Origin of the sequence: Paraburkholderia sp. EG286B (assembly GCF_040965655.1) — a bacterium.
Classification (GTDB): domain Bacteria; phylum Pseudomonadota; class Gammaproteobacteria; order Burkholderiales; family Burkholderiaceae; genus Paraburkholderia.
The window spans coordinates 83,343-107,154 of record NZ_JBFRCF010000023.1; the positions used below are offsets into that span (position 1 = coordinate 83,343).

Consider the following 23,812-nt stretch of genomic DNA (forward strand, 5'->3'; position numbering starts at 1 on the left):
CGGCGCGCGCGCCGCCGCGCCACACGTTCTGCGGGGCGGCGCGTCTCATCGCTCGCCTCTGCCCGGCTCGCCGAAGAGCCGCTGGAACAGCGCGGTGTCGAGCCCACCCGTGTGGACGTCGGTGCGCGGCGCGCCGTCTCCGGCATCGGTCCACCAGAAGCTCGTCATGCCGTTCGGGTCGAAGTATTCCCACAGGTTCGGCCAGCCCCCGTCCGCGGCGGCGGCCTCGCGGGCGCCGTCGCGCGCGCCGTCTCGCGGGGCGCGCGCCGCGTCGTCGCGCAGCCCCTCGGCCAGCGCGAGATCGAACTCCTCCGGCCCATGCGCGCGGCGGATCGCGTCCTGAACGATGGCGTCCATCGCCCGGATGCGCGCGTCGGCGCAAGCGAGCGCCGGCTCGCCGGGTCTCCCGTAGCCCGCGTGAGCGGCCGGCGCGATGGCCTGCGAGACGACGAGTGGATAGCGCCGCCCGACGCGATCGTGGCTCGGCGCGACGCAACCGAGCTGCACCCAGCCGTCGCCGCTGCCGGCGGGAATCGCGAAGCGCCAGACCGGCGCGCGCACGTCGAGGCCCGCGCGAGCGGAGGCCATGCCCTGCGCGAGCCAGCGCTCCCAGGTGCGCGCGAGCTGGCCCGGCATGCGGCGGCCCACGAAGTCGCCCGCCCCCGGCAACTTGCCGTACCACGCCGGCAACCCGAATTCAGCGCCGATGCAGGCACCGTTCATGATTTCCCCGGACACGAGAACGACTCCAGTTGGGTAAGACGCAAGGGATTGCGCACGCTGTCCGCCGTCACCTGCATGGCGAGCGCGTGATGATCCACGTTGAAGCCAACCACCATTTGTTCGGATGCCTGAGCATGTGCCGGTGCGCCGCGATCGAACAGGCGCATCAGCGCCCACGGCCCCTGGATCGTGAAGCCATCGGTCGCGCCCGACTGATCGGTGATCTGCAGGCTCACCTGGTTCATGCCGCGCGGGCCCGGCCACTGCACCGTGACGGCGGCCTGGGGCCCATGCGCGTAGCGCACCTGCTGGCCGTCCACGTCGAGCGTCCATTCGGAGATTTCCGGGTCCATGTCGAGCGGCTTGATCTCCACCTTGATGGTCGGCTCGCGCGCGCCGCCGGGAAAAAACGCGTCGCGTATCACCGCGGCCTTCTCGAACGAGGCGAGCAACGCGCTGTCACCGGACGCGCCGGCTCCGCCGATGAAACGCCACGGCTGGACGCTCGCGTCCACGCGGCTTTGCAGGTTCTTCTGGAAGAAGTCGTCCATCAGGCCGCCCGGCGCGAACACGCGCGCGAAGTCGCCAGGCGCCACGTCGCGTGTCGAAGCGTGCGCGAACGGATAGCGCCCCGCGATCGCCTGGCGACAAAAGTCGCCGATGTTGACCGACGCGTTTTGCGCGAGATTCTGGTCGACGTTGCGCGTCACGTTGCTCTGCGCGGCGTTCGCGAGGTCGCCCAGCATCTGCCGGAACGGCGCGGGCATGCGGCCCGCCTGGGCGCGGATCTGGTCGGCGCTGTCCGACTGCGGCGGGGTCCCGCCGCCGCGCAGTGCGGCGTCGGCGGCCGTGAGCCACGTATAGAGTCCGTCGATCGATTTGAGGACGGCCGCCAGCGCCGCGCTCGTGCCGCTTGCGCCATTCGCGCCGGCGCCGCCCGCCGCGAGGCTGCTGAACTCGCGCAGGTCCGCGAAGTGGGCGTCGACCACCGCTTCGGGGCGGCTCGACTCGCCCGCTGCGTCGCCGCCGCCCTGCGGCTGACCCAGGATCTGCGCCAGCGATTCACGCGCCTGGTTCACCTTGTCCTGCGCGTTCGCGGCGAGGCCGCTCGCGCCGCCCGGCGCGTTCACGCTCTGCGAGAGCGTCGTTTGCCGCGCGGCGGCATCGGCGAGTCGCGCGAGGGGCGAGTCCTGCGACGAGAGAATGCGGGCGATCTGCGTTGTCTGCGCAAGCGTCGACGTGCTCTGCAAGCGCAGATCGCCGAGATAGCCGTCCCAGCGGCGGATGTAGTCGTCGAAGTAGAGCGAGCGCACGTCCTTCGCCCGCGCGCTCACCTGCGCCGGCGTCGCGGCTTCCGGCGCGCTCAGCCCGAGCACCCAGACTTCGTCGCGGCCGAACGCATCGACCGCCGCCGCGAGCCGCCGGTCGAAGACCTTCCAGTAGCCATCGTAGGTGAACAGGCCCGGCACGGCGTCGCTCAGGCTCGCGCCGCTCGCGCGCCGGAACACCAGTGCGCCCGAGGGGCCCGCCATCTGCGCCGCGCTCACGTCCCAGGCCGCCGCGGCGGGCCGCAGCGTGCGCGCGAGCTGCGCATAGAGGCGCTGCGCGAACGTCAGGCGCGTGAGTTTCTCGCGCGCGCCGGCCACCATCTGCTCGTTCTGCGCAAATGGCGAAACCACCACGCGGCCCGCGAAGAGCGCCGCCATGTGCGCCCGCAGATCGTTGCGCTGCGCGGACGTGAGATTCGCGCCCGGCGCCGAGGCGATCTCGAGATCCAGGACCGCCTGCACGAAATCCGGATCGTAATGAGCGGTGTCGTGGAGCATCAGATACGCCTTGAGGGCCGCGTAGAGATAGGCGGGGTCGTCGGGCGGCGCGTCGCGCACCGCCGTTTCAAGGCGCCGCGCAGCGAGCGGCAGCAGCAGTTCGTCGAGCGCGCGGTGATAGACGTTCTCAGCGGCGGACTGCACCTTGTCGCCCTGGAAGAGTCCCCAGCGGTACGCGAGCGACGGGTTGGCCGGATCGACGCCATCCACGTGCGCGATGTTGCGAATCGCGTCGAGCATGGGCAGCACGCGCGCGATATTGTCGGCGTCGGTGATGGTCACGCCCTGGAGCGCGTGATCGATCTGCGGCACGTTCGCCTCGATCGCCGCGAGGTACGCGCGGTTGCGTGCGTAGCTGCCCACCCACGCCGCCAGCGCGCCCGTCAGCAGGAGTGCGAGGAGCGCGTAGCCCACGAGCGCCAGCATGCGCTGGCGCTGGTACCAGCGCAGATCGGTGCCGGCGAGCCGCGCCTCCTTGAAGATGAGTTCCTGCAGCAGGTCCTTGAGGAAAAAGCTGCGCCCGCTAGCCGCCGCATGAGGCGCCGGCGGCGCGCCGTCGATCTTCAGGAAGCGCTTGATGCCGCCCATCACGCGGTCGAACACCGTGCCTTCCTGCGTGCCGCTCGTGAAATAAACGCCGCGCAGGAGCGGCATCGAATCGAATTGCGAGCTCGAGAACACCTGCTCGACGAACTGTCCGAGCACCTCCTGCAGGCCGCTGAACTGCTGCGGCAGCGAGTAGATGAGCTCGCGCCTGCGCGCGTCGGGTTCGGCGCTGAAGAGTTCCGGCAGCGCGTCGTTCAGGCGCCGGTGCAGCAGCCGGTATTCGCGATCGAACACCGTACGCAGGCTGAAGTCGCGCGCCTCGGTCTCGGCGAGCGCGATCGTGAAGCCCCACACCTGTGCGCGCTCGGTGCGATTGAAGCGCGCGAAATACTCGTTGAAGCCGGAGAGCAGGTCCGCCTTCGTCACGAGCACATAGACCGGCAACTGGATACCGAGCTCCGTACGCAGCTCCTGCAGTCGCTTGCGCAGCGCCATGGCGTGCGCGGTGCGCTCGACTTCCGTCGCGCCCAGCAGATCCGATACGCTGATCGTGAGCAGCGCCCCGTTCAGCGGCTGGCGCACACGATACTTCTTGAGCAGCGAGAGGAAGCCCGACCACTCGTCCTGATCGAGCGCCCGATTGCTTTCGTGCGTCGCATAGCGGCCGGCCGTGTCGATCAGAACGGCTTCGTTGGTGAACCACCAGTCGCAATGGCGCGTGCCGCCCACGCCGCGGATCGCGGCCTTGCCGAACTGCTCGGCGAGCGGAAACGTCAACCCCGAGTTGACGAGCGCCGTGGTTTTGCCCGAGCCCGGCGCGCCGATGAAGACGTACCAGGGCAGTTGATAGAGATACTGCCGCGTGAACCCTTCGAACCAGCGCCGGGTGCGTCCCCGCAGACCCTGAGCGACCTGTGTGCCCTGCCCGCCCTGCGCGGCGCCGAGCCGTGCGTTGCGCAACAGGCGCGCGGCCTCGTCGAAGCGGCTGCGCAGCTCCTGGGCGTGGGGCACTTCCTCCGCAGGCGCGGCGCGCGCTTCCACGGGCTCGCGCAACTGGCTCAGCAACTGCGCGTTGAGCTGCGCGGCGCGCCAGTGCCGATACCCCGCGCGGCCGGCCCACACCGCGAACAGCAGCACGATGACGAGCACGCGCGCCACGGCGCTGTCGAGCGGCCGGTACGCACCCACCGCGATCAATGGTCCGACGAGCCAGATGAGCGCCGCGAGCGCGACCAGCCCGATCACGGCCCAGACGCGCGCGCCAAGCAGCGCACGCACCCCGCCCCACGCGGAACTCGCGACGCGGCTCACGGAGCGTCTCCCGAGCCCGGCGTCGCGAGCTTCGGCGGCGCGGCGCGCAAGGTGATCTCGACGCGCCGGTTGCGCGCCCGGTCCGCCGCATTGTCGTTCGGCGCAACGGGATCGGTGGCGCCGCGCCCTTCGGCGCGCACGCGGGTGCTGTCGCCAAGACGCGCGGCTAGGATGCTCGCGACGGCCTGCGCGCGCTCGACCGAGAGGTCCCAGTTCGACGGAAAGCGCGCACTATGCACCGGCACGTTGTCCGTGTACCCGGCCACGACCACCGCGCCAGGGACCTGAGCGAGCGCTGCGGCGACGCGCGCGAGCGTCGGCTGATAACGGTCGATCACGGTGGCGGATCCGGACTCGAAGAGCCCGTCGCCGCGCAGCACGATCACGCTGCGGTCGGCGAGATCGCGCACTTCCACGAGACCTTCGGCGATCTCCGGAGCGAGAAAGCCCGCAAGGCGCGGCGGCGGCACGGGGCGCACCGCCTGCGGTTCGGCCGCCTGGAGGCGCACGCTCGGCACCTGGAGGCGGCCAATCATCGCGAAAGCCTTGTCGGAGCGGCCGGCCAGCGCGAGATCGAGCCCGACATAGACGCCGAAGCCCAGCAGCACCGTCAACGCGGCGCAGGCCCAGAGCGGCACGGCGAAGCGCTGCGGGTCCTCGCGCGCGATCTCGTCGCGCCAATGCGTGGACAGCGCCGCGTCGTAGTCGCCGCGTACGCTGCGGATCGTGCGCGCAAGCGTGTGCCGCAGGTCGTCGAGCTGCGCGCGGCCGTTGTCGAGCACGCGATAGCGTCCCTCGAAGCCGAGCACGAGGCAGTAGTAAAGCAGTTCGAGCAGATTCAGCTGCTCGCGCGGCTGCTGCATCAAACGATTGAGGAGTTCGAAGAATTTTTCTCCGCCCCACGTCTCGTTGTGAAACGCGACGAGCAGGCTGTTCGCCGACCAGTCGCCCGTTCCGCCCCATGGCGTGAGCGCCGCGGCTTCGTCGAGGGCCGTGCACAGGCAATAACGCGCCGCGCCGATCTGCTCGGGCGAGGCGAGCGCATCGCGCGCGCGCTGTTCGAACTGGCGGATCTCGTTGGCGAGATGCTCGCGCAGCCACGCCGGGTTCGGGTGGTGCACGGTGTAGCGAATCTGCGGAATCAGATTCAGCAGCGCGTTGGCCGCGGCGACGAGTGGGTTGCCGCCATCCCCGGAAGCTGCCGGGCCCGGGAACCAGTGCGCCTGCTCGTGAAGCGCGTCCGCCTGCCACGCCTCGTCGCCAGGCGCCGGGCCGAACCCGGAACGCGAAGTCGTGAAAGCGCCGTGTCCGGAAGCGCGTTCGGCAGAGACGGGATCGTTGAGCGGATTCATCGGATGTCCCGTTCACGCGTGTCGCCTGCGCGCATGCCGCCTGCGCGCATCTCGCGGATCGCCCAGAACTCCATCGCCAGGCCCGGGAAATCGCCCGCAAGATGAAGCGCGAGGCCCCCCGAGCGTTCGAGCTGGCGCCAGAGGTCGCCGCCCTTGTCGACCTCGAAGTAGCTGTGGCCAGCGTGGTAGGGAATCTGATGCGGCGCGACCGGCAGCGGCCGCACGGCGATGCCCGGCAACTGCAGTTGCACCAGATCGCGAATGCGCTCCACCGGGCCCAGCTTGATCTGGGACGGAAAGCGCGCACGCACGCTCTCGGCGGGAATATCGGCGCGCACGGCCAGCACGAAGCCCGCATCGCGCAGCAGCGAAGGGTCGGCGATCACGGCGACCCGCACGCCGTTGCCCGCTTCTTCGAGCGCGATCTGCAGCGCGTGCTGGTCGAGCACTGTCGCGAGCGAGCGGCGCAGCTCCGCGAAAAGCGCGCCGAAGGTCGCGCGCAGGTCGTCGTGCTGATACACCGGCAGCACCTCGGGCCGCCGTGAAGCCGCCGTGAAGGTGGCGAAGTCGGCGGCCAGCTTGAGCCAGTCGCGAAACAGCAGCTCCGGGTGAATACCCGGCGTTTGCGCCGTGTGCGACGCGATCGCGAGGTAACGGTTGACGAGCTGCAACAGCAGGAAGTCGGCGACTTCCGACACGCCGCCGCGCCCCGCCTGCGCCAGGCGCCCCGCCAGCAGCTCGCTGCGTTGCGAGAGCAGCCGGTCGAGCTCCTGCACATAGCCCGCGAGCTGCGGGTGGGCATGCGCGTCGAGCAGCGGCGGAATATACGTTTCCTCGATCACCAGCTGGCGGTCAGTGCGCCGCTCCACCACGCGCAGCACACCCATTGCGTGCCAGTCGTCGTCCACCTCGGCGGCGAGCGCGAGCTTCAGCTTCAGTCGTCCCAACTGAACCAGCGCAGGCTCCAGCCGGACCTCGTTGACATCGGCGATCTCGGCTTCGTGCGCCAGATAGCGCGCAAGCATGCGTTCGCCGCCGCCGAACGTCACCTGTGCGCTGCTGCTGCGCAACGCCGGCAGCGCGAGCACGACCGTCGCGTCGCGCACATCGGCGCTCACCTCGAGCGCTTCGGGCGCCTCGTCGAGATGCGAGAAGTCGAACGGCGTGCCGTCCGGCAGGATGCCGCTTGCCGCGCGCAGCATCACCTTGCCAAGCGCCAGCGCCTCCTCGTCGATCTGCAGCGATGCGAAGCCCCACAGGAAGCGCTGCAGCGGCGCGCAGCGCAAGTGCACATAGCGCTCGAAATAGCGCTCGAGCTGCTGAAAATGTTGCGGCCGCAAAAACATGCCTTCGGACCACACCACCCGGTCGCGCAGTCCGGCGCTGCCCGTGGCAGGCGCAACAGGAGGATTCATGCGGTCGTTCATCGTGCGTCACCGCCGGCCGGCGTCGCGACGAGCCCGTCGCCCTGCACCACGATCACGAAATGCGCTTCGGATGGCTTGCCCTGCCAGAACTTGAACAGATTGGTGCTGGCGGGCTGCGGCAGCGCCACGGTAATTTTCCAGCGGCGCTTTTCGAGGGTGCGATAGCCTGCCACGATGCCTAGACTGCGCACCGATTCGCCGCCGGTGTAGTGGAGCGTGCGCGACTCTCCGGGTCTCAGGACGATCCGGTCCGTGCCCGCCAGTTCCGCGCCCAGCGCGTCCTCAGGCTTGTTCTGCAGAGAAAAATAATCCGCCCTCCTGAAATTATTATCGGATTTGAGCTGAAACGTTTGCAATGCAACAGGAGCAGGCCGGTTTTGCGAGTCGCGATTAACGTCAGCCGCCACCTGAAACGTGACGGCATAAGGGACCGGCAGATCTTTCTCTGTCGATGCGCACCCGCACAATAATAAAAGGGCAAAATATATCCCTTCGCGTGGATTATGCACGCGCTTAAATGGCACTCCGTACATACCGTCCAAACCCTCTGAATCAGCGCGAATTCTCGTTGCAAATTCAAAGGCAAAAACGTCCCCCGCCCCTGCATTCATTCCTGAATTCAGGGGTTGGAAGTCTCTGCTCCCGGAACGCTTGCCCCGAAATTTTCCACGTCAACAAGCGGAATTGGGGCAATGCCTTTCGAATATTCGCGGAATTAAATTAATCTATCGCCGGCCGTGTCTCACGAGTAATAATTCATATGATGAAAATTCAGGTGACTAGACTATAGTTCGTACGATTCGTGATCGCAACGCTATCCGAATGCCACCTCTATAAAAAATTTCACGGGCCGTAGAAATTACTTTCATGGCTCGCATGAAGAAGTAAATACCGGATCGCCGAAAATGACCTGGCCGATTACGTGGAACTTGTTACGTGCGAGTCGCACGCGGGCTGCCCTCGCGGGCGCATTTTTACTGGCCCTGGCCGCGACACTTCTTGCCGAGGGCGGTTGCACGAGCCTGTCGCCCGCGCAACGCACCGCCGCGAATGCCGTTGCTGCCGCACAGGACTCGTACGCTGCGGGCGACTACCCGCGCACCATCCAGCTGCTACGCAACAGCAACGCCTTCGTCGACGGCGACCGCTCCACGCAGATCGACGCGCACAAGCTGATGGCGTTCAGCTACTGCGTGACGAACCGCGTTGCGCAGTGCCGCTCGGAGTTCGAGGCGATCTTGCGGATCGATCCGCATTTCGAATTGTCCGCCGCGGAGAAGGGACACCCGATCTGGGGACCCGCATTCGACGCCGCGCGCCGCAAGGTGGCACCCTCCTGATAGACCGTCCCGCGCTGCGCGCTTTTTTATCCGTCTTTATGTGATTCAGTCCGCATCATGCAATTGACCGTCATCGAGTACGCAGGAGAACCGGTCCACGCCGAAACCAGCGTGGAATTTCGTCCGCCGGGCGGCACGATCGGACGCAACGCCGACAACCAGATGGTGCTGCCCGACGAAACGCGTCAGGTTTCGCGGCTGCAGGCGCTGCTGCAGATCGACGGCGACCACTGCGTGCTGAAGAATCTGAGCAGCGTCTCGGTGGTGGAGATCAACGACACGCCGCTCGAATACACCGAGGAGCATGCGCTCGAATCCGGCGACGCGATCCGCATCGGCCCGTATGTGTTGCGTGCGCAGGCGGGTGTTGGCGGCAACGCTGGTGCGACGAGTGCAAGCGCGGCCGCTACGCCTCGCGCGCAATCGGGCGCGAGGCAAAGCACGGCAACCGCCGCGCTCGACGACACGCCGCCCATCCCCACCGATCCCCTCGCGCTTTTCGCACGTTCGGGCGGTGCCGACTCGTCAATGGCGCAACCCGTTACGACGCAGGCGGCGCAATTCGCGATGCGCAGCGCCATCGAGCGGGCGGCCGATACGCCTTTGCGCACGAGCGCGTTCGCAAAGCCGGACGCCGGGCGTGAGCGCGATGCACTGCCACCCGCGCCTCAGCCGGCCGCCCAAAAACCGGCTGCCGCGAGCGACAGAAGCAACGCAAAAAGCGCAACCGCGTCGCCGTCGACCAGCACCGCTTCGGCGGATGCGGACACTGCCTCCACGGCGCCCGACTCGGCCGACGCCCTGCTTTCCGCCTTCCTGCGCGGCGCGGGTCTCGACAAGGCCACCTGCGACTGGTCAACCGAGCAATTGCACACTGCGGGGCAACTGCTCGCGCTGTTCGCCAATGGCACCGTCGAGCTGCTCTCCTCGCGCAGCATCCTCAAACGCGAAGTGAAAGCCGACATGACTGTGCTGCTCGATCGCGAGAACAACCCGCTGAAGCTGCTGCCCGATGGCAGTGCGGCGCTACGGCAGATGTTCGGCCTGCCGTTCCCCGGCTTCATGACGCCGCCCGGCGCCGTGGAAGACGCGTTCCACGACCTGCAGGCGCACCAGATCGCCATGGTCGCGGGCATGCGCGCCGCCTTGAACGACCTGCTGCAGCGCTTCTCGCCCTCACGTCTCGCCGAACGAAGCGAACCGACCCGCTACGAACAGCTCGTCCCGATGCTGCGCAAGGTGCGCTTGTGGCATCGCTATGAACGCATGCACCACGAGACGATGCTCGCCGTGGAGGATGACTTCAGCGCCGTATTCGGCAGGGCCTTCCTGCGCGCGTACGACGACGAGGTGAGGAACTATCACGCGCGACGCCGCCCGGCGCGTTCTGCCGACGCATGAATCTCTCGTGTGCCCAGTTCTCGCGCGCGGGACAGCGGGACAGCAACCAGGATGCGCTTGGCTACACGATCACGGACGACTACGCCTGCTTTGTCGTGAGCGACGGCGTCTCCGGTAATCCTGGCAGCGAAATCGCCTCGCGTTGCGCCGTCGAGCGCATCCTCCACCGGGCGCAGGACACCGGCCGCACGCTCGCGCACACCTTGCTCGAGTGCATCGAGGAAGCACACGCCGCGATCCTCGCGATGCAGCAGCGCGACCGCGAGCGCGGCCGCATGAGTGCGACCGTCGTGGCGCTCTTCATCGACCGGCGGCACGACATGGCGCAATGGGTCCATCTCGGCGACAGCCGGCTCTACCGGTTCGCACGCGGCGCGCTGATCGAACAGACGCGCGATCATAGCGTGCGGCAGCAGCTGCTGGACTCGGGCCTGCCAGGCGACGGCGTCAATCCCGCCTGGCTGCATATGGCGCTCGGCATGCGCGGCCAGATTGCACCCGCGATCAGCCCGCCGCACGTGCTCGAAGATGGCGATGTGTTCTTGCTCTGCACCGATGGGCTCTGGCAATCCGTCGCGGAGGATGCACTCGAAGATCGCTTGCGCGTCGTTCATACCGTCGACGACTGGGCCGCGCTGATCGAGCACGAGGCGATCCGTCATGCGGGCAGCGCGCCGCACGCCGACAATTACTCCGCGCTCGCAGTCTGGGCCGGGAGCCCACAGAACGTCACGCTGGCGCGGGTGCGGGCGCGCCGGGCGACGTGAGATGGCGCGAATCGGGCGCGTCCAATGTCCAGAGTGGAGCATCACTGAATACGCGGCAAAACATCCTGACTGACATGACGTCGGAGCTTCGTGATCCGGAGCGGAGCTAATTATCGCCCCGGGTTCGGTGCAATCCGGAATGGCTTTGCGTGACGGCTCCCGGCTCGTCGGGCTCGGTGCCCAGGTTTTCACGACATAGTGATCTTGTTCGGCCGCTTCGGGCAATGGTCGGCCAGGAAGAGTCGTTCGCCACGACACTAGCTCGGACATTCGGACGTCTGTTCGTGCTCGCAAGGCGGCCATATGCCTTCCTCGGACGGTCTTTCGCTCGCAGCCTCACTTTAGTAGTGCTTTAGAAGTCTGTGGGCCCGCGCCATAGCGCAATCCGTCGAGAAACAGAGTCACCAGCCTCCGTGTGTCCGGTGGGTCGGGACATTCAAACGGGGCGCACAGGGCGCCCACCGCGCACAGGAGCTCGTCCGGTTGGACACCTTTACGAATTTCGCCCGCAGCTATCGCAGCGTCGAGGAGACCCTGAACTATGGGGCGGAGCCGTTGGAGGAAATAAACAGGCAAAGCCTTGAAGGCGGGATCGCCTGAATTTAGGGCGGCAGCAAGACCGCGTCTCCTCGTCACGAATTCCACGTAATGCTCGACCCATCCAACTAACGCCTCGCCGGCACCTAGCGTGGCGGCAAATTCAACACCAGCATCCGCGCACGCGTCCACTTCACTGCACAACGCGGCCACGACAAGGTCGGAACGTTGCGGGAAGTGGCGATAGATCGTGCCGATGCCCACCCCAGCCTTTTGCGCAATCTCGCGCACCGGAGCATCGATTCCCGAGGATTCGAAAACAGCCAGCGCCGTTCGGAGGAGCGTTTCTATGTTCCGTCGCGCGTCTGCGCGTACGGGGCGCGGTGCACTTTCGTTTGCGGACTTGTTCGTCTTGCTACTCAACTCATTTTCCTCTTGATAAACGGAACAAGGTTCCGTATAGTCCGAACCGGAGCGACGTTCCACTTACATTCTACCGTGAGCGAATCGCGCTCGCCCATCATTTTCGAACGGAGCAAACATGCACAGCACACCCGTCGCGCTCGTTACCGGCGCAAACAAAGGAATTGGCCTTCAGATCGCCAAGGACCTAGCCGTCAAAGGCTTCAAGGTACTCATCGGTGCACGCAAGCTGGACCTGGGCGTGGCGGCCGCGAAGAGCGTTGGTGCAGACGCCCAGCCCATCCAGCTCGATGTGACGGATCAGGCGTCGATTGCCGCCGCGGCGAGGCAGATCGAGGACACGTTGGGACGTCTCGATGTGCTGGTCAACAACGCGGGTATCTCACGTCCTATCAAACCGGGGACGCCTATCGAAGAAATTCAGGTCGCGGACAAGGTCAGCCGTGTATCGGTTGACGACATGCGTTTCGTGTTCGAGACAAACGTGTTTGGCGTTGTCGCCGTTACGCAGGCGCTGCTACCGCTTCTTCGAAAAGCACCGGCCGGCCGCATCGTCAATGTTTCGAGCGCGGGTGGCTCCCTCACGCTCAAGGACAACCCATCGGATTACTCGCGCCTGTATGTCGGGGTTTATCAGACCTCGAAGACCGCACTCAATGCTGTGACGCAGGCATTCGCCATTGAGCTGGAGGGAACCAGCATCAAGGTCAATGCAGTCTGTCCGGGGTTTACCGCAACTGATTTGAGCAACTATGCCCCAGGAGCTGGACCGGTTGAGGATGCGGCACGAGAACCGGTCCGCCTGGCGCTTCTTGATGCAAACGGGCCGACTGGCAGTTTCTCGAACGCAGCGGGTCCGCTTCCCTGGTGAGATGGTCGGTGAAACACCACCGGGATAGTTGAGCAATGATTTTTCGAGCGCCGGAAAACATCCCGCCGCTTCATTGTTATGGGAGCGCGAGTCTCGGAAAGAATGCTTCCACGGAGGCGGAGGTTGCCCCCTGTTGCGCAGCGGCTGCCGCACGCAATGCCGGCATCGCGAAGAAACGGCACGCGTGCGGCCCATCCTTCGCCCACGGCTGGACGGCCGAGTGTGCCTGTCGGCCACTCGAAACAAGCCTACACTCATCCATGCTCCGCGCTACCTGAATGCCGGCCGCCACATCAGTTCGACGGGCGCGGGGGGACATGTTCGTTCCTCATGGCGCCGCTCATTCGCGGCAAAGGAGAAATCATGGAAAAGATCCCAAAAGCCACGGCCTTGTTCGTCGCAGGCTTCGGCCCGATTGTCATTGAAGCCCAGGCAAGCCGCGAACTCTACAGTCGGGCCTTCGGTATTCCCTTCAAGGAAGAGAAAGGCGGCTACCTCCATACGGAGAGTCTGCAAGGCGCAAACACTTTCGCCTTGTGGCCGCTCTCCCAGGCCGCTCAGTCGTGCTTCGGCACGGATTCGTGGCCTCGTGACGTACCGATCCCGCAAGCCTGGATTGAGTTTGATGTCGGCAATGTCGAAGCGGCTACGGCAGAACTTGAATCACGAGGGTATCGGATGCTGGTCAGCAACCGGAATGAGCCGTGGGGCCAGACCGTCAGTCGCTTCATCGGGCCAGAAGGATTGCTGGTAGGAATCACCTTTACGCCATCAATGCGGCAAGAGAAATGATGGCGGTCGCTGTGGCAGTCCCGCGTGCGACTGATTTGGCCGCCGAGCCGCACTCGCTTCCCCCAGGTGAATGGCTGATGAAGTGCTGAGAACAGGCCTCGCCGTCCTTGCGGACCTGGTGGCTGCAACGGGGTCGACTACGTAAGTTCGCCGGCCAATGCGATCCGCTGCGCACGGGCTTTCGATGGACCTCCGGGTTCGGTCATCGACAGGCGCTGGCCCACACCTTCGCGCGGACGTTCGAACAGCGGCGACACCCCTACGACGTGCCTTTCGAGCGAGATCACGTCGGTCGCGCATCGCCTTCGCTGAGTCCACGCATGACAACACGGGACACATAGTCGGACATACGGACGCCGTTGCGGTAAGCAGCGGGTACGCAATGAAAGGGAGCCGGCTATTCCCACGAGCCTATGTCGGCGTCGTTACCCTCACCGCCTTGCTTTGCGTCGGCGCCGTAGCTGAATACGTCGATCTCACCATGCACACCCGGATTGAGATACCGATACGCGTTGCCCCATGGATCGTTCGGCAAACGCTGGAGATAGCCGCCTTCCTTCCAGAAGGTCTGGCACCGGACTAGTAGCAGGTTTCTCGGTCAGCGCCCGCAGGCCTTGCTCCTGGGTTGGATAGCGGCCGTTGTCGCGGTGGTATAGCGTCAGCGCCTGCATGATCGTGTCGACGTCCTGTTTCGCAGCGACACGCTTCACCCCTTCCGGGCCACTCATGACCTTCAGGGCGATCAGTGTGGCCAGCACGCCGAGCATCGCAACCACGACGATAATTCTTTTAAACGCAAACCCTTGCTGATCACGGCTGCGCAGACCCGCGATATCTGTGCGGCGACCAGTCCTCAATTTCATAATTTGTTGCCTATTGTTCGGGAAAAAACGCGCGGGGGTTCCTCGCGACCAGAGAGCGGTCAAATAAGGCCGGCCGGTCATTCTAAGTTTTGTCGTGCCAGGGATGTAAAGTAAATGTAGTCTGCGGAGCGGCCAGACAATGGATGAGGAACGATCCTGCGCTCTGACCGATGCCGTGTCTTCGATCGCCGATAAATGGATGAATCTCGAGCCGGAATGATCGTTGCGTTCAGTCGTGGGGCGCTGTGCGGCCAACTGGAGCTGTTCGCCCGCGCGCTCAGAAGGGCACTAAACGGCAGATCCGCATCAAACAACGGACGTTCGTGCGAGGCCGGATCGAAGGACTTATAGCGCCGACATTCACGCATCGGCGTGCGTGCGTCGGCAAGCAGCTTCGACAACGCTGCAGTGAAGGGGCGATTGAAGCGGTGACGAGCGCGCCACGGCCCTTCAACGGGACCGGCGTCACTGTCCGCTCCTCAAACCGGCAGCTTGCCAAAAAATCTTGAATATAGCTGACAAGTCAGATAAGCTGCACATCGGACACGTGAAACGCGCCGATGAGCTATGTCAACGAACATTTTGAGCAAGCTCAGAACTTCATGTTCGCGGTCGACAAAGCTCGCAATTTGTTGGCCGCGGAACTGGATGCGAGGCTCAGTGCGGAGATAAACGCGGTCTATCGAACGGTTGCCTTCGCGCAGTACGGAGCAGGCCGATGTCGAGATCGCGAAGATCATCGAGGAAAGCATGAGCCCGTGGATGAATTGGAGAGCATATTTTGAACGAAGAGCCTGTGAACCGCAGCGTCAGCAATCCTCAACAAGGAGTGCTGCGGGCGCCGGAGGGCTACGTCGCCTGGAGCATCGCGATGATTGCGCTGGCTGTTTGTCCGGAAATCATATGCGCCTGCATTGCGCAAGCCTCTGGACATTGGGATCTATTCGAACGGTCCGGATCGATAGCGACGATCATCGGGCTTCTGCTGGCATCACGCCCGTACATTGAGCACACCGTGACCGATCTGGTTATCGCCCGCGCAGACACGGGCGCGATATTCAAGTCCGGTGAAGTTCTGAGCGACATCCTGGCCGCCAAGCGTGGGCTAACGCTTTCGGCGTTCGGGTCGCTCATCTGGGGATGGGGATCATATCTACGATGGTGGAGCTTCAGCTTGCTCGTGCTCTGGATGGTCTTTGTGGTGTATCGGGCACGTCGCGACCCGGTATTGCACCGCCGTCGTACAGACGTTTCGTGAGTTGGCTCGCGTTGGACACCGAAGAGACGGTTTCGATTTCGAACGCTTCGAAAATTGAGGTACGGCTGGAAGATACAGCCCGCCGCCCGGTTCGTGGGGCGTGTCAACGCTATCCGCTTGGACGGTCGCCAGGGCGCTTACGGCCCCGTCGATTTTGGACTTTGCCAACCCGTTGCTCCGGTCGTGTCTTGATGGTTGAAGGTCTATGATGGGACTGTGAGGTTGCCATGCGTTGTCAGGACCGGAGCATCGAATGAAGCCACCACGCAATACCGACTCTGTGCCTGGAGAGTGGTATATCGACACAGCGTGCATCAATTGCGGTGCATCGCGTCATGTCGCGCCCGGGCTGATCGTCGAGCGAAACGACAAAAGTATCTTCGTTCGGCAGCCCGGCACGCCGGAAGAGCAGCTTGCTGCCTGGCGTGCGGTGTTCGTATGCCCGACAGCATCGGTACGCAGCGAAACGAAGCAGCTTCGTCCGAACGCGGTGATCTTTCCACAGCAGATCACATCGGGCGTGTGGCGCTGCGGATTCAACTCACGCTCATCGTTTGGCGCACATTCTTATTTTGCCTCGCGTGCGGACGGCAATCTGCTGATCGACTCACCGCGCTATGCGGCAGAGCTCGTCAAATGGTTCGACGACGCCGGTGGCGTCGCACACATTCTTTTGACGCATCGTGACGACGTCGCAGACGCCGACAAATACGCGCGTCGATTCGGCGCGCGCGTCTGGATTCACCGGGAGGACCGCTCGGCTGCCCCCTATGCAACGGATCTTCTCGACGACGTGTCGGCGCCGACCATTGCGGCGGGCGTACAGGCAATCCCCGTGCCCGGTCACACTCGGGGTAGCGTCGTGTATCTCCTCGACGATCGCAATCTCTGCTCGGGTGATTCGCTTGCCTGGAGCCCACGCGAGCAGGACCTGGTCGCATTCAGGGACGCGTGCTGGTACTCATGGACCGAGCTCACCGAATCGCTCAGCAAGCTGGCCGTGTATCGTTTCGAATGGCTGCTTCCTGGTCACGGCTGGCTCGCGCACTTGCCGGCCAAGGAAATGAGTGCTCGCTTGGTCGCATTAGTTGCGCGCATGCGAAATGGTTGAAGTCGCCGGGATAGCTCCTTCCGGCATGAGGCGCTTCGAATCCTCCCTGATTCCAGCCCTGCAATGAGGTGGCAAGACTCGGCCACCTACGGCCGTTCGACCGCGCTTTCTGGCGGACATTCGAACGTTGGCTCAGCTCGGGAAACGGACAGTCCACCGATGATCAAACTCGTTGCATCCTCGACCAAACCGCCCATCCTGCTCCCATCATTCGCAGACCAATGCGCTTGCAGCGCTAAACGAACTTATCATCGGCACTTGCGCTTCGTTGTGCCTCTTCGCGGCGCCACGTCGAAACGCTGCAACCAAAGCGACCGCTGAACCAGCGGGAGAACGCGCTCAACGATGAGAAGCCAACCAGCGAGGCGACTTCAGACAGCGGCCTGTTGCCACTGCCAACATACCGCTTCACCATCTCTACCCGTACCGAATCGACAAGCGACAGATAACTCTCGCCGTACGGTGCGAGATGGCGATGCACAGTCCTGCGATCCATGCCCAGATGCTGCGCAATCCGATCGACCGAACAGGTGCCTGACGGCAGCAGCGCAACGATCAGCTTCCTGATCTTGTCGGGCATCGTCGAGCTGGACTGCAGCAGCATCGAATCCAGGTAGCGGCGCACCTGCTGCGCCATGACCGGATCGTAGGCAGGGATCGCGGCGTCAAGATCGGACGCGAGACACACAATGCCGTCGAAATCCTGGTTGAATTCGACGGTCACGCCAAATACGCGCGTATGAATCGTCGTGCCGGCCGGAGCAGGATGCGTGAAGCAGACGGTGCGGGGTTTCCAGGCGGCGCCCAGCACCATGCCCAGTACGCGGTAGAGGACCCCCAGTACCAGCTCCGTTGCCTGACGCATCGAACCCGGTATGCCGCCCACGATGTCCTCGCGGATGACCGCCAGACCCTCCGATTCCTCGATACGCATCACCACTGCCTCGTTCTGCAGCCGAAGGTAGTGCGCCGCGGATTCCAGCGCCTTTCGCAGCGTTGGCTGTTCCCGCATCACAAAACCGAGCGCGCCGAGGTTCGAGATGTGGCGGGTCTCGGCCATGCGCAGCCCCAGATCCTCGACCGCGGCGGACCGGGCCGATGTCTCCAGCAGCCGCGCGACCGCCTCGGCCCGAATCATGATGTCGGGGTCGAGCAGCACAGACCGCTCAATTCCTGCGTCGCCCAACTGCTGATAGGGATCGAGACCCACCGACCGGGCCACCTCGACGTAATTGGTGAGGGCTGCACTGCGAAGCAGATAGGACATATCGTTTTCCCGTAGTGTCCCAGAATGTAAATTATTTGTCCCAATCCGTCAAACGTCTTCCTGCCGAACCCGGATACTTGTCTCCGTTGGCACAGCACCGGGCAATGTACCGATTCATTCAGGAATACCGAGGACACAGGCAATGAGCAATGAGACGAACCACAGCGCCACGACAGTGTGCGATCAGCTGCGCGCCACAGGCAACTGGAATCCTTCGTGGGATGCCATTGCCGAACTCGATCCCGTGTGGGCCGAGAAATTCATGACGATGGGCGCACACACCATGATGTCCGGGGTGCTTGAACCCAAGGTGCTCGAGTTCCTTGCCATCGCAGTCGATTCGTCCTGCACGCACATGTATGCGCCGGGCACGCGCCGCCATATCCGCAAGGCGCTCGAACTGGGCGCCACGAAGGAAGAGATCGCGGCGGTTCTGCAGGCTGTCAGTGTTCTCGGCATTCATTCGTCCAGTCTCGGCGCACCAATCCTGCTGGAGGAGCTGGCCGCGTTTGAGCAGGCAAAAAACAAGGGTGCGCAGGCCGCTGCCTGACGCCACCAACACACCCACCCCATTCTTGATAAGGAATACACATCATGCATTTCATGGACGACTCGCTGCTGCCTGAAAATCAGCAAAAACTGGTCATTCAGGTGGCGCCGTACGGGCCGCAATGGATCCCCGGTGATTCAGACGATATCCCGGTCACGATGGACGAACAGGTGCAGAAGGCCGTGGACTGCTACAACGCAGGCGCGACGGTGCTGCACGTGCACGTGCGCGAAGAGGATGGTAAGGGCAGCAAGCGTCTGTCGAAGTTCAACGAGATGCTCGCCCTTCTGCGCGAAGCGGTGCCGAAGATGATCCTGCAGGTCGGCGGTTCGATCTCGTTCGCACCGGAAAGCGACGGCGAAATGGCGAAATGGGCGAACGACGACACGCGCCACATGCTCGCGGACCTGGACCCGCGTCCCGAACAGGTGACCGTGGCGATCAACACGGGCCAGATGAACATCATGGAGTTGCTGACCGAGGCCGACATCGCCGGCACCTCGTTCATGAACCCCGCACTGCAGGCGGCTTACCGCGACATGATCTCGCCATCCAATCCGTCGTGGCATGTCGAGCACATCCGGCGGCTGTTTGCCGCCGGCATCCAGCCGCAATTCATGTTGGGCAATCTCGCGCAGCTCGAAACGCTCGAGCGCCTGATCCGCAAGGGCGTCTATACCGGCCCGCTCAACCTCAATTACGTGGCCATCGGCGGTGGCGCAGCAGGGCTGCATCCGGCCGACATGCTGGAGTTCGCGCGTCGCACGCCGGACGGTGCCGTGCTCACGATCGAAACGCTGGGCCGCAATGTCGTGCCGATGAACACGATGGCCATCGCGCTGGGCCTCCATGTGCGCGTCGGCATCGAGGACACGCTGCTCGGCCCGGACGGCAAACGTGCGACCTCCGTGCAACAGATCGAGCAGATGGTGCGCATTGCGCGCGAACTCAATCGTGACGTCGCCAGTGCGGCGGAGGCACGCGACATCTACCAGATCGGTACCCAATGGAAGTCGGTTGAGGAGACGCTGGACAGGCTGGGCATGGTGCCGAACCGGGCACCCGAGCAGCGCGGCGTGCCGGCACGCAAGGTTGCCTGACCGGCATGTCGAGGTGCAGGGGTGGCAACATGCTGCGCCTCGCATGCAGTCCAACCCATCAGGCATGGAGACAGATGATGTTCTGGAAGAAAAGCCCCGCTGCCGTCCTGGCGACCCTGCTGGCGATCCACCTGCTGGCGCACATCGACCGCAACATGCTGCTGGGGTTCTCGCCGCAGATCATCCGGGACCTGGCGCTCAACCGTACACAATACGGGTTTCTCGCCGGCGCGGTGTGGGTGCTGAGTTTTGGCGTGATGGCGATGTTCATGGGTACGCTCGCCGACCGTTTCAGCCGCCCCCGGATCATCGCCGCCGGTTTGCTGATCTGGAGCGTTTGCACCCTGGCGTCGGGCCGCGCCCAGAGCTTCGAGCAGATGGTGGTGGCCCGCTTTTTCGTTGCCAGCGGAGAGGCGGCGCTGGTCCCTGCCGCAGTGGCCCTGCTGGCTGAACTCTTCTCCGGCAGGCGGCGTGGCACGGCAATGGGGCTCTTCTTCATGGGCATTCCGCTGGGTGTCGGCTGCAGTTTCCTGCTTGCTGGCAGCTTTGGCGCCACGCTCGGGTGGCGGTCCACGTTCCATGCGCTGGGCGTGATTGGCATTGCGATTGCGCTGCCGCTGGCGCTGCTCAGGGAAGACCGAAGCGTACTCGCGCCGCAGGAGCGCGGCGCACCATTCCTCGAGCAGGCGCTCGCCGTGTTGCGCACCGTTGTCAGTAATCGTGCACTGGCTTTCACGATTGTCGGTTTCGTGCTGGTGCATCTGGTTTTTGCCAGCTTCTCCTTCACGCAGCTCTGGCTCGTCGACGAGCGAGGCATGAATGCGGCCGGTATTGCCACACGGATCGGGGCGTTGCAGCTGGTATTCGGCACGCTCGGCGCGGCAGCGGGAGGTGCAGTGGGGGATCGCGCGGCGAGGCGCCTGCACGGGGGACACGCAAGCTTCATGGCTTTGCTCGTCCTGGTCTGCGCGCCGTCGATGCTGGCATATCGATTCGTACCGGCCGGCTCGCCCCTGTTCTATATCGGCATGTGTGCCGGATTCGTTCTGCCGATGGCGGCATATGGCTCAGCCCTGACGGCCATAACCAGCATGACGCCGGCAAAGATGCGCTCGACGGTGACTGGCTTCACGATGTTGCTGATCAATGCATTTGCGCTCGCCATTGGCACGGTGGCCATTGGCATGCTGGCTGACCATTTGAAGCATGCAGGCAGCACCGCACCCTTGACGGGCGTCCTGCTCGTCAACGATGTGCTGGCGATCAGCTCGGCCGTCTGGTTTGCCCTTGCGGCGCGCGCCTCAGGCAGGCAGCGCGTTGCCTCAACCGAACATGTTCAACCTGCGAGATCCTGAGAATGCAAAACCAACGTCAGAATCTGGCTGGGCGTATCGCCCTTGTTACGGGTGCCGGCCGCGGCATGGGCGGCGCCATTGCCATCGACCTGGCCCGCGCGGGCGCAGACGTCGCGATCTGCGACATCGACATGCCAGCGCTCGAAGCAACGCGCGCGGCGGTGGAAGCAGCCGGCGCGCAGTGTCTCGCGCTACGCTGCGATGTCTCGTCGAGCAGCGAAGTTGCCCGGCTGTTTGCCGCCATCGTCCAACGCTTCGGCACGTTGCACATTCTGGTCAACAATGCTGCGCGCGTGCCGAACACGCCGCTAGATACGATGCGCCGCAACCAGCACTACGCCTACATCACCACGCCCGTGCCGCGGCAGTCACTGGGCTTTACCAGCACCATCAGCGATGAGGAGTGGCATCGCTACTGGGATGTCAATGTGCACGGGCTCTTCTATTGCACACGCGAAGCGCTAAGGCTGATGGAGCCGCAGCGCGACGGCAGGATCATCAACATCGCGTCGATTGCCGGCATGTCGGCGATGAGCGCGCACAGTCCGCACTATTGCGCGACCAAGGGTGCGGTGATTGCTTTCACGAAGTCGGTTGCGGCCGAGGTAGCGGGCGCCAACATCTTCGTCAATGCGATGGCGCCAGGCGGCGTGGCCACGCCCGAATTCACCCAATACTTCAAGGCCGCAGGCGAGGAAAAGTGCAACCAGTTCTGGCAGCTGATACCCGCCGGACGCCTAGGCACGATGGAGGAATACGCCTCGACGGTGACCTGGCTGGCTGGCGATCACTACCTGGTGGGCCAGGTGATCAGCCCCAACGGAGGGGTAGTGATCTAACCGGATACGCCATATGACCCGAAGCAACCCCGTCATGAATCCCTGCATCAATATCTGCCGGATGGACCCGAACGATCAGTTCTGCCAGGGGTGCTGGAGAACGCTCCGTGAGATTGGCCTATGGGATCAGATGACTGACCAGCAGAAGGCCGAAATCGCAGCGGCGGTCGAACGCCGCCGACCCACATTCGCGTGCCGTTTGACGCCGCGCCACAACTGCGATGTTTTAGAAAATGGATTGCTAGAGTGAACGGATTGATGCTGCAAAAGCAGTTGCTGGTTCCCGACCGGCGATATCGCGACGATCGATGCGGACGGCTTCATGCAGATCCCTGACCGCAGATTGCGAAGCGGTGGATGCCGGACGCGGTCGTGTTCGTCGAGGCGCTGCCCATGGGCGCCACCGGCAAGGTGCTGAAGAACCAGCTGCGTGAAGCGTTCCATGACTATCTGCTGGTCTGATTTCCGGGCGGATGGTTGCTTGGTATCGAACGCGGATGGACGTCGTTACGGGTTGCTTGGATATACCAAACAGGAGACAAAATGAAACTGAAGTGGTTGGTGGCGGCTGTGCTGGCTGCAATGGGAGGCACCACGTACGCGCAGTCATCGGTGACGCTGTATGGCGTCATCGATTCGGGGGTGTTGTATCAGAGTGCGAATGCAGCGAACTTTCAGTCGAAAGTGAACCTCGGCCATGTCTACGAGCTCAAGGATGGCGGAATCTATTCGAGCATCTGGGGTCTCAAGGGCAGCGAAGACATCGGGGGTGGCTACAAGGTCAATTTCAGGTTGCAGGGGGCATTCAACAGTTCGAACGGCAAGCCCGGGCTGGCCGACACGCCGGGCGCCACAGCGCTGTTCAACCAGCAGACGACGGTGGGTGTATCGAGCCCGTTCGGTACGATCGACATGGGGCGGCAGATCGTGCCGATGATCTATGCGATGGCAGATACAGACGTACGGAACGCCCAGTACTTCGGCAGTATCCTGACCGCATGGCTAGGCATGAACCAGGCCGCGGGCTGGCAGGGCCTCAGCACGAACGGCCCGATCGGCGCGCTGTACGACGACAACGCGATCGTCTACCGGTCGCCGAAGTTCTACGGCGCGTCGCTTGCGCTCGAGTATGCTCCCGGCGGCGTTCCGGGTCAGTTCCAGGGCGGCACGCGCGAGTCCGCCGTGCTGCAGTATTCGAACTATGGCCTGAACCTGGCAGCTGTCTACTACAACGGTCACGACACGAATCCATTCACGCAGACGGGCCCCACGACAATCGTCACGGCGCCGTCGACCGGCCTGGCCAACAACCGCTTCTGGTATCTGGGCGCGCAGTACACCTTCCACGATTTTTCCGTGTCAACGTCATACAGCATCGGCAAGAACCCCGCGAACAGTGGCCACGCCAACTTCGAGATGATTTCCGGGGGGCTCGGCTACAAGTTCAGCCCGACTTTCAAGGTCACCTCGGGCTTTTATTACCTGAAGGATCGTAACCACTCATCCAGTCAATCGAACGAGTTTGCGCTGGGGGCCGAATACAACCTGTCCAAAACCACCCTCGGCTACGCGCAGGTCGGCTATGTCAACAACCGCGGCAACATGAGCCAGACAATCACCTACGGTGCGCCTGTTCCGGAAGGCAGGTCAACCACGGCGGCGATGGTCGGTATTCGCCATAGCTTCTGAACTCCCCCACACAGATAACAAGTGGAGCATTCAATGAAAACAAACTGGGCGCTCGGGATTGCGGGCGGCGTATTGATCGTATTGGCATCGGTTCATGCCTGGGCGCAGGCGGGTGCAAGCGAAACGAGCGCCGCTTCGAGCGGAACCGCGGTTGCGGCCTCGGGCAGCATGACGGCGAAAGACATCCGGAAAGCCGATCATGCGCTGCGCCGCAAGGTCTACTCCGCGATCGTCACGCACAACAAGGAGATCAACGCTGGCAACATCAGCGTCATCGCGAAGGGCGGCGCAGTGACGCTCGACGGCACCGTGGTCGATGCATCGCAGATCGACAAAGTGAGCGAGATCGCGAAAGGCGTTCCGGGCGTCACATCCGTTACCAACAAGTTGACGGTCAAAAAGCCGTTTGGCGGCCAGTAACTGGGCTTGGCGGCGATCCGACAGAGCCTGATGTGATGTCGGGG

The 23,812-nt window shown here is 63.8% G+C and carries 22 protein-coding genes and 2 pseudogenes; 16 read left to right on the top strand and 8 right to left on the bottom strand.

What is annotated here, in order from left to right; translation table 11 throughout:
• Window positions 1–45: 45 nt before the first annotated feature.
• From tagF to tssJ, 5 genes are read right to left on the bottom strand one after another with little or no spacing between them, the layout of a single operon-like run.
• The gene (gene tagF, locus AB4Y42_RS35285; RefSeq protein WP_368696757.1) at window positions 46–738 is read right to left on the bottom strand and encodes a type VI secretion system-associated protein TagF; all 693 of its coding nucleotides are present in this window, start codon (window positions 736–738) and stop codon (window positions 46–48) included.
• On the bottom strand, window positions 720–4,373 hold the full coding sequence (gene tssM / locus AB4Y42_RS35290) for a type VI secretion system membrane subunit TssM (protein WP_368696773.1): 3,654 nt from the start codon (window positions 4,371–4,373) through the stop codon (window positions 720–722). The genes tagF and tssM overlap by 19 nt, the downstream gene beginning before the upstream one ends.
• A gap of 29 nt (window positions 4,374–4,402) precedes the next feature.
• Window positions 4,403–5,758 (bottom strand): DotU family type VI secretion system protein, encoded by a 1,356-nt coding sequence (locus AB4Y42_RS35295; RefSeq protein WP_368691861.1) that lies wholly within the window; start codon window positions 5,756–5,758, stop codon window positions 4,403–4,405.
• Window positions 5,755–7,173 carry a type VI secretion system baseplate subunit TssK gene (gene tssK, locus AB4Y42_RS35300; protein WP_368696758.1) on the bottom strand — a complete coding sequence of 473 codons (1,419 nt, stop codon included), beginning with the start codon at window positions 7,171–7,173 and terminating at the stop codon, window positions 5,755–5,757. Before tssK ends, AB4Y42_RS35295 begins: the two co-directional genes overlap by 4 nt.
• Window positions 7,174–7,181: 8 nt before the next feature.
• Window positions 7,182–7,796, bottom strand: a complete 615-nt coding sequence (gene tssJ / locus AB4Y42_RS35305; protein WP_368691862.1) for a type VI secretion system lipoprotein TssJ — start codon at window positions 7,794–7,796, stop codon at window positions 7,182–7,184.
• A 294-nt stretch (window positions 7,797–8,090) separates the two neighbouring features.
• Between tssJ and AB4Y42_RS35310 the strand changes: the two genes are divergently transcribed.
• Genes AB4Y42_RS35310 through AB4Y42_RS35320 form a run of 3 tightly spaced genes read left to right on the top strand, consistent with a single transcriptional unit; the run spans window position 8,091 to window position 10,693 of the window.
• Window positions 8,091–8,525, top strand: coding sequence for a TssQ family T6SS-associated lipoprotein (locus AB4Y42_RS35310; protein WP_368691863.1), 435 nt, complete (start codon window positions 8,091–8,093; stop codon window positions 8,523–8,525).
• Window positions 8,526–8,582: 57 nt separating this feature from the next.
• Window positions 8,583–9,926 (top strand): type VI secretion system-associated FHA domain protein TagH, encoded by a 1,344-nt coding sequence (gene tagH, locus AB4Y42_RS35315; RefSeq protein WP_368696759.1) that lies wholly within the window; start codon window positions 8,583–8,585, stop codon window positions 9,924–9,926.
• Window positions 9,923–10,693 carry a PP2C family serine/threonine-protein phosphatase gene (locus AB4Y42_RS35320; RefSeq protein ID WP_368691865.1) on the top strand — a complete coding sequence of 257 codons (771 nt, stop codon included), beginning with the start codon at window positions 9,923–9,925 and terminating at the stop codon, window positions 10,691–10,693. Before tagH ends, AB4Y42_RS35320 begins: the two co-directional genes overlap by 4 nt.
• A gap of 336 nt (window positions 10,694–11,029) precedes the next feature.
• Here the strand turns inward: AB4Y42_RS35320 and AB4Y42_RS35325 are convergent, their stop codons facing one another.
• Window positions 11,030–11,653 carry a TetR/AcrR family transcriptional regulator gene (locus AB4Y42_RS35325; protein WP_368691866.1) on the bottom strand — a complete coding sequence of 208 codons (624 nt, stop codon included), beginning with the start codon at window positions 11,651–11,653 and terminating at the stop codon, window positions 11,030–11,032.
• Window positions 11,654–11,771: 118 nt separating this feature from the next.
• Here AB4Y42_RS35325 and AB4Y42_RS35330 point away from each other — a divergent pair, with 118 nt between their 5' ends.
• Window positions 11,772–12,524 (top strand): SDR family NAD(P)-dependent oxidoreductase, encoded by a 753-nt coding sequence (locus tag AB4Y42_RS35330; RefSeq protein WP_368696760.1) that lies wholly within the window; start codon window positions 11,772–11,774, stop codon window positions 12,522–12,524.
• 363 nt (window positions 12,525–12,887) lie between these two features.
• On the top strand, window positions 12,888–13,316 hold the full coding sequence (locus AB4Y42_RS35335; RefSeq protein WP_368691867.1) for a VOC family protein: 429 nt from the start codon (window positions 12,888–12,890) through the stop codon (window positions 13,314–13,316).
• A 397-nt stretch (window positions 13,317–13,713) separates the two neighbouring features.
• Here the strand turns inward: AB4Y42_RS35335 and gspG are convergent.
• Window positions 13,714–14,179 (bottom strand): annotated as a pseudogene (gspG, locus tag AB4Y42_RS35340) (type II secretion system major pseudopilin GspG).
• Window positions 14,180–14,739: 560 nt separating this feature from the next.
• On the opposite strand from gspG, the gene AB4Y42_RS35345 reads away from it, so the two are divergent.
• From AB4Y42_RS35345 to AB4Y42_RS35355, 3 genes are all read left to right on the top strand, one after another.
• Window positions 14,740–14,964, top strand: coding sequence for a hypothetical protein (locus AB4Y42_RS35345; protein ID WP_368696761.1), 225 nt, complete (start codon window positions 14,740–14,742; stop codon window positions 14,962–14,964).
• An 11-nt stretch (window positions 14,965–14,975) separates the two neighbouring features.
• Window positions 14,976–15,437: a hypothetical protein gene (locus AB4Y42_RS35350; protein WP_368696762.1), complete on the top strand. Its 462-nt coding sequence runs from the start codon at window positions 14,976–14,978 to the stop codon at window positions 15,435–15,437.
• A gap of 253 nt (window positions 15,438–15,690) precedes the next feature.
• Window positions 15,691–16,548, top strand: a complete 858-nt coding sequence (locus AB4Y42_RS35355; RefSeq protein ID WP_368696763.1) for an MBL fold metallo-hydrolase — start codon at window positions 15,691–15,693, stop codon at window positions 16,546–16,548.
• 235 nt (window positions 16,549–16,783) lie between these two features.
• Here the strand turns inward: AB4Y42_RS35355 and AB4Y42_RS35360 are convergent, their stop codons facing one another.
• Entirely contained in the window at window positions 16,784–17,815 is a 1,032-nt protein-coding gene (locus AB4Y42_RS35360; RefSeq protein ID WP_368696764.1) for an AraC family transcriptional regulator, read from the bottom strand.
• Window positions 17,816–17,957: 142 nt separating this feature from the next.
• On the opposite strand from AB4Y42_RS35360, the gene AB4Y42_RS35365 reads away from it, so the two are divergent.
• From AB4Y42_RS35365 to AB4Y42_RS35400, 8 genes and pseudogenes are all read left to right on the top strand, one after another.
• Window positions 17,958–18,365: a carboxymuconolactone decarboxylase family protein gene (locus tag AB4Y42_RS35365; RefSeq protein ID WP_368696765.1), complete on the top strand. Its 408-nt coding sequence runs from the start codon at window positions 17,958–17,960 to the stop codon at window positions 18,363–18,365.
• 44 nt (window positions 18,366–18,409) lie between these two features.
• Window positions 18,410–19,465: a 3-keto-5-aminohexanoate cleavage protein gene (locus AB4Y42_RS35370; protein ID WP_368691873.1), complete on the top strand. Its 1,056-nt coding sequence runs from the start codon at window positions 18,410–18,412 to the stop codon at window positions 19,463–19,465.
• Between the two features lie 74 nt (window positions 19,466–19,539).
• The gene (locus AB4Y42_RS35375; protein WP_368696766.1) at window positions 19,540–20,820 is read left to right on the top strand and encodes an MFS transporter; all 1,281 of its coding nucleotides are present in this window, start codon (window positions 19,540–19,542) and stop codon (window positions 20,818–20,820) included.
• 2 nt (window positions 20,821–20,822) lie between these two features.
• Complete coding sequence (locus AB4Y42_RS35380) at window positions 20,823–21,659, top strand: SDR family NAD(P)-dependent oxidoreductase (RefSeq protein WP_368696767.1); 837 nt, start codon at window positions 20,823–20,825, stop codon at window positions 21,657–21,659.
• A gap of 13 nt (window positions 21,660–21,672) precedes the next feature.
• Window positions 21,673–21,909, top strand: a complete 237-nt coding sequence (locus AB4Y42_RS35385; RefSeq protein ID WP_368691876.1) for a DUF1289 domain-containing protein — start codon at window positions 21,673–21,675, stop codon at window positions 21,907–21,909.
• A gap of 27 nt (window positions 21,910–21,936) precedes the next feature.
• Window positions 21,937–22,121: pseudogene (locus AB4Y42_RS35390) on the top strand (hypothetical protein); the annotation flags it as partial.
• An 81-nt stretch (window positions 22,122–22,202) separates the two neighbouring features.
• The gene (locus tag AB4Y42_RS35395) at window positions 22,203–23,348 is read left to right on the top strand and encodes a porin (protein ID WP_368691877.1); all 1,146 of its coding nucleotides are present in this window, start codon (window positions 22,203–22,205) and stop codon (window positions 23,346–23,348) included.
• Between the two features lie 33 nt (window positions 23,349–23,381).
• Window positions 23,382–23,768: a BON domain-containing protein gene (locus tag AB4Y42_RS35400; RefSeq protein ID WP_368691878.1), complete on the top strand. Its 387-nt coding sequence runs from the start codon at window positions 23,382–23,384 to the stop codon at window positions 23,766–23,768.
• The last annotated feature ends 44 nt before the right edge of the window (window positions 23,769–23,812 follow it).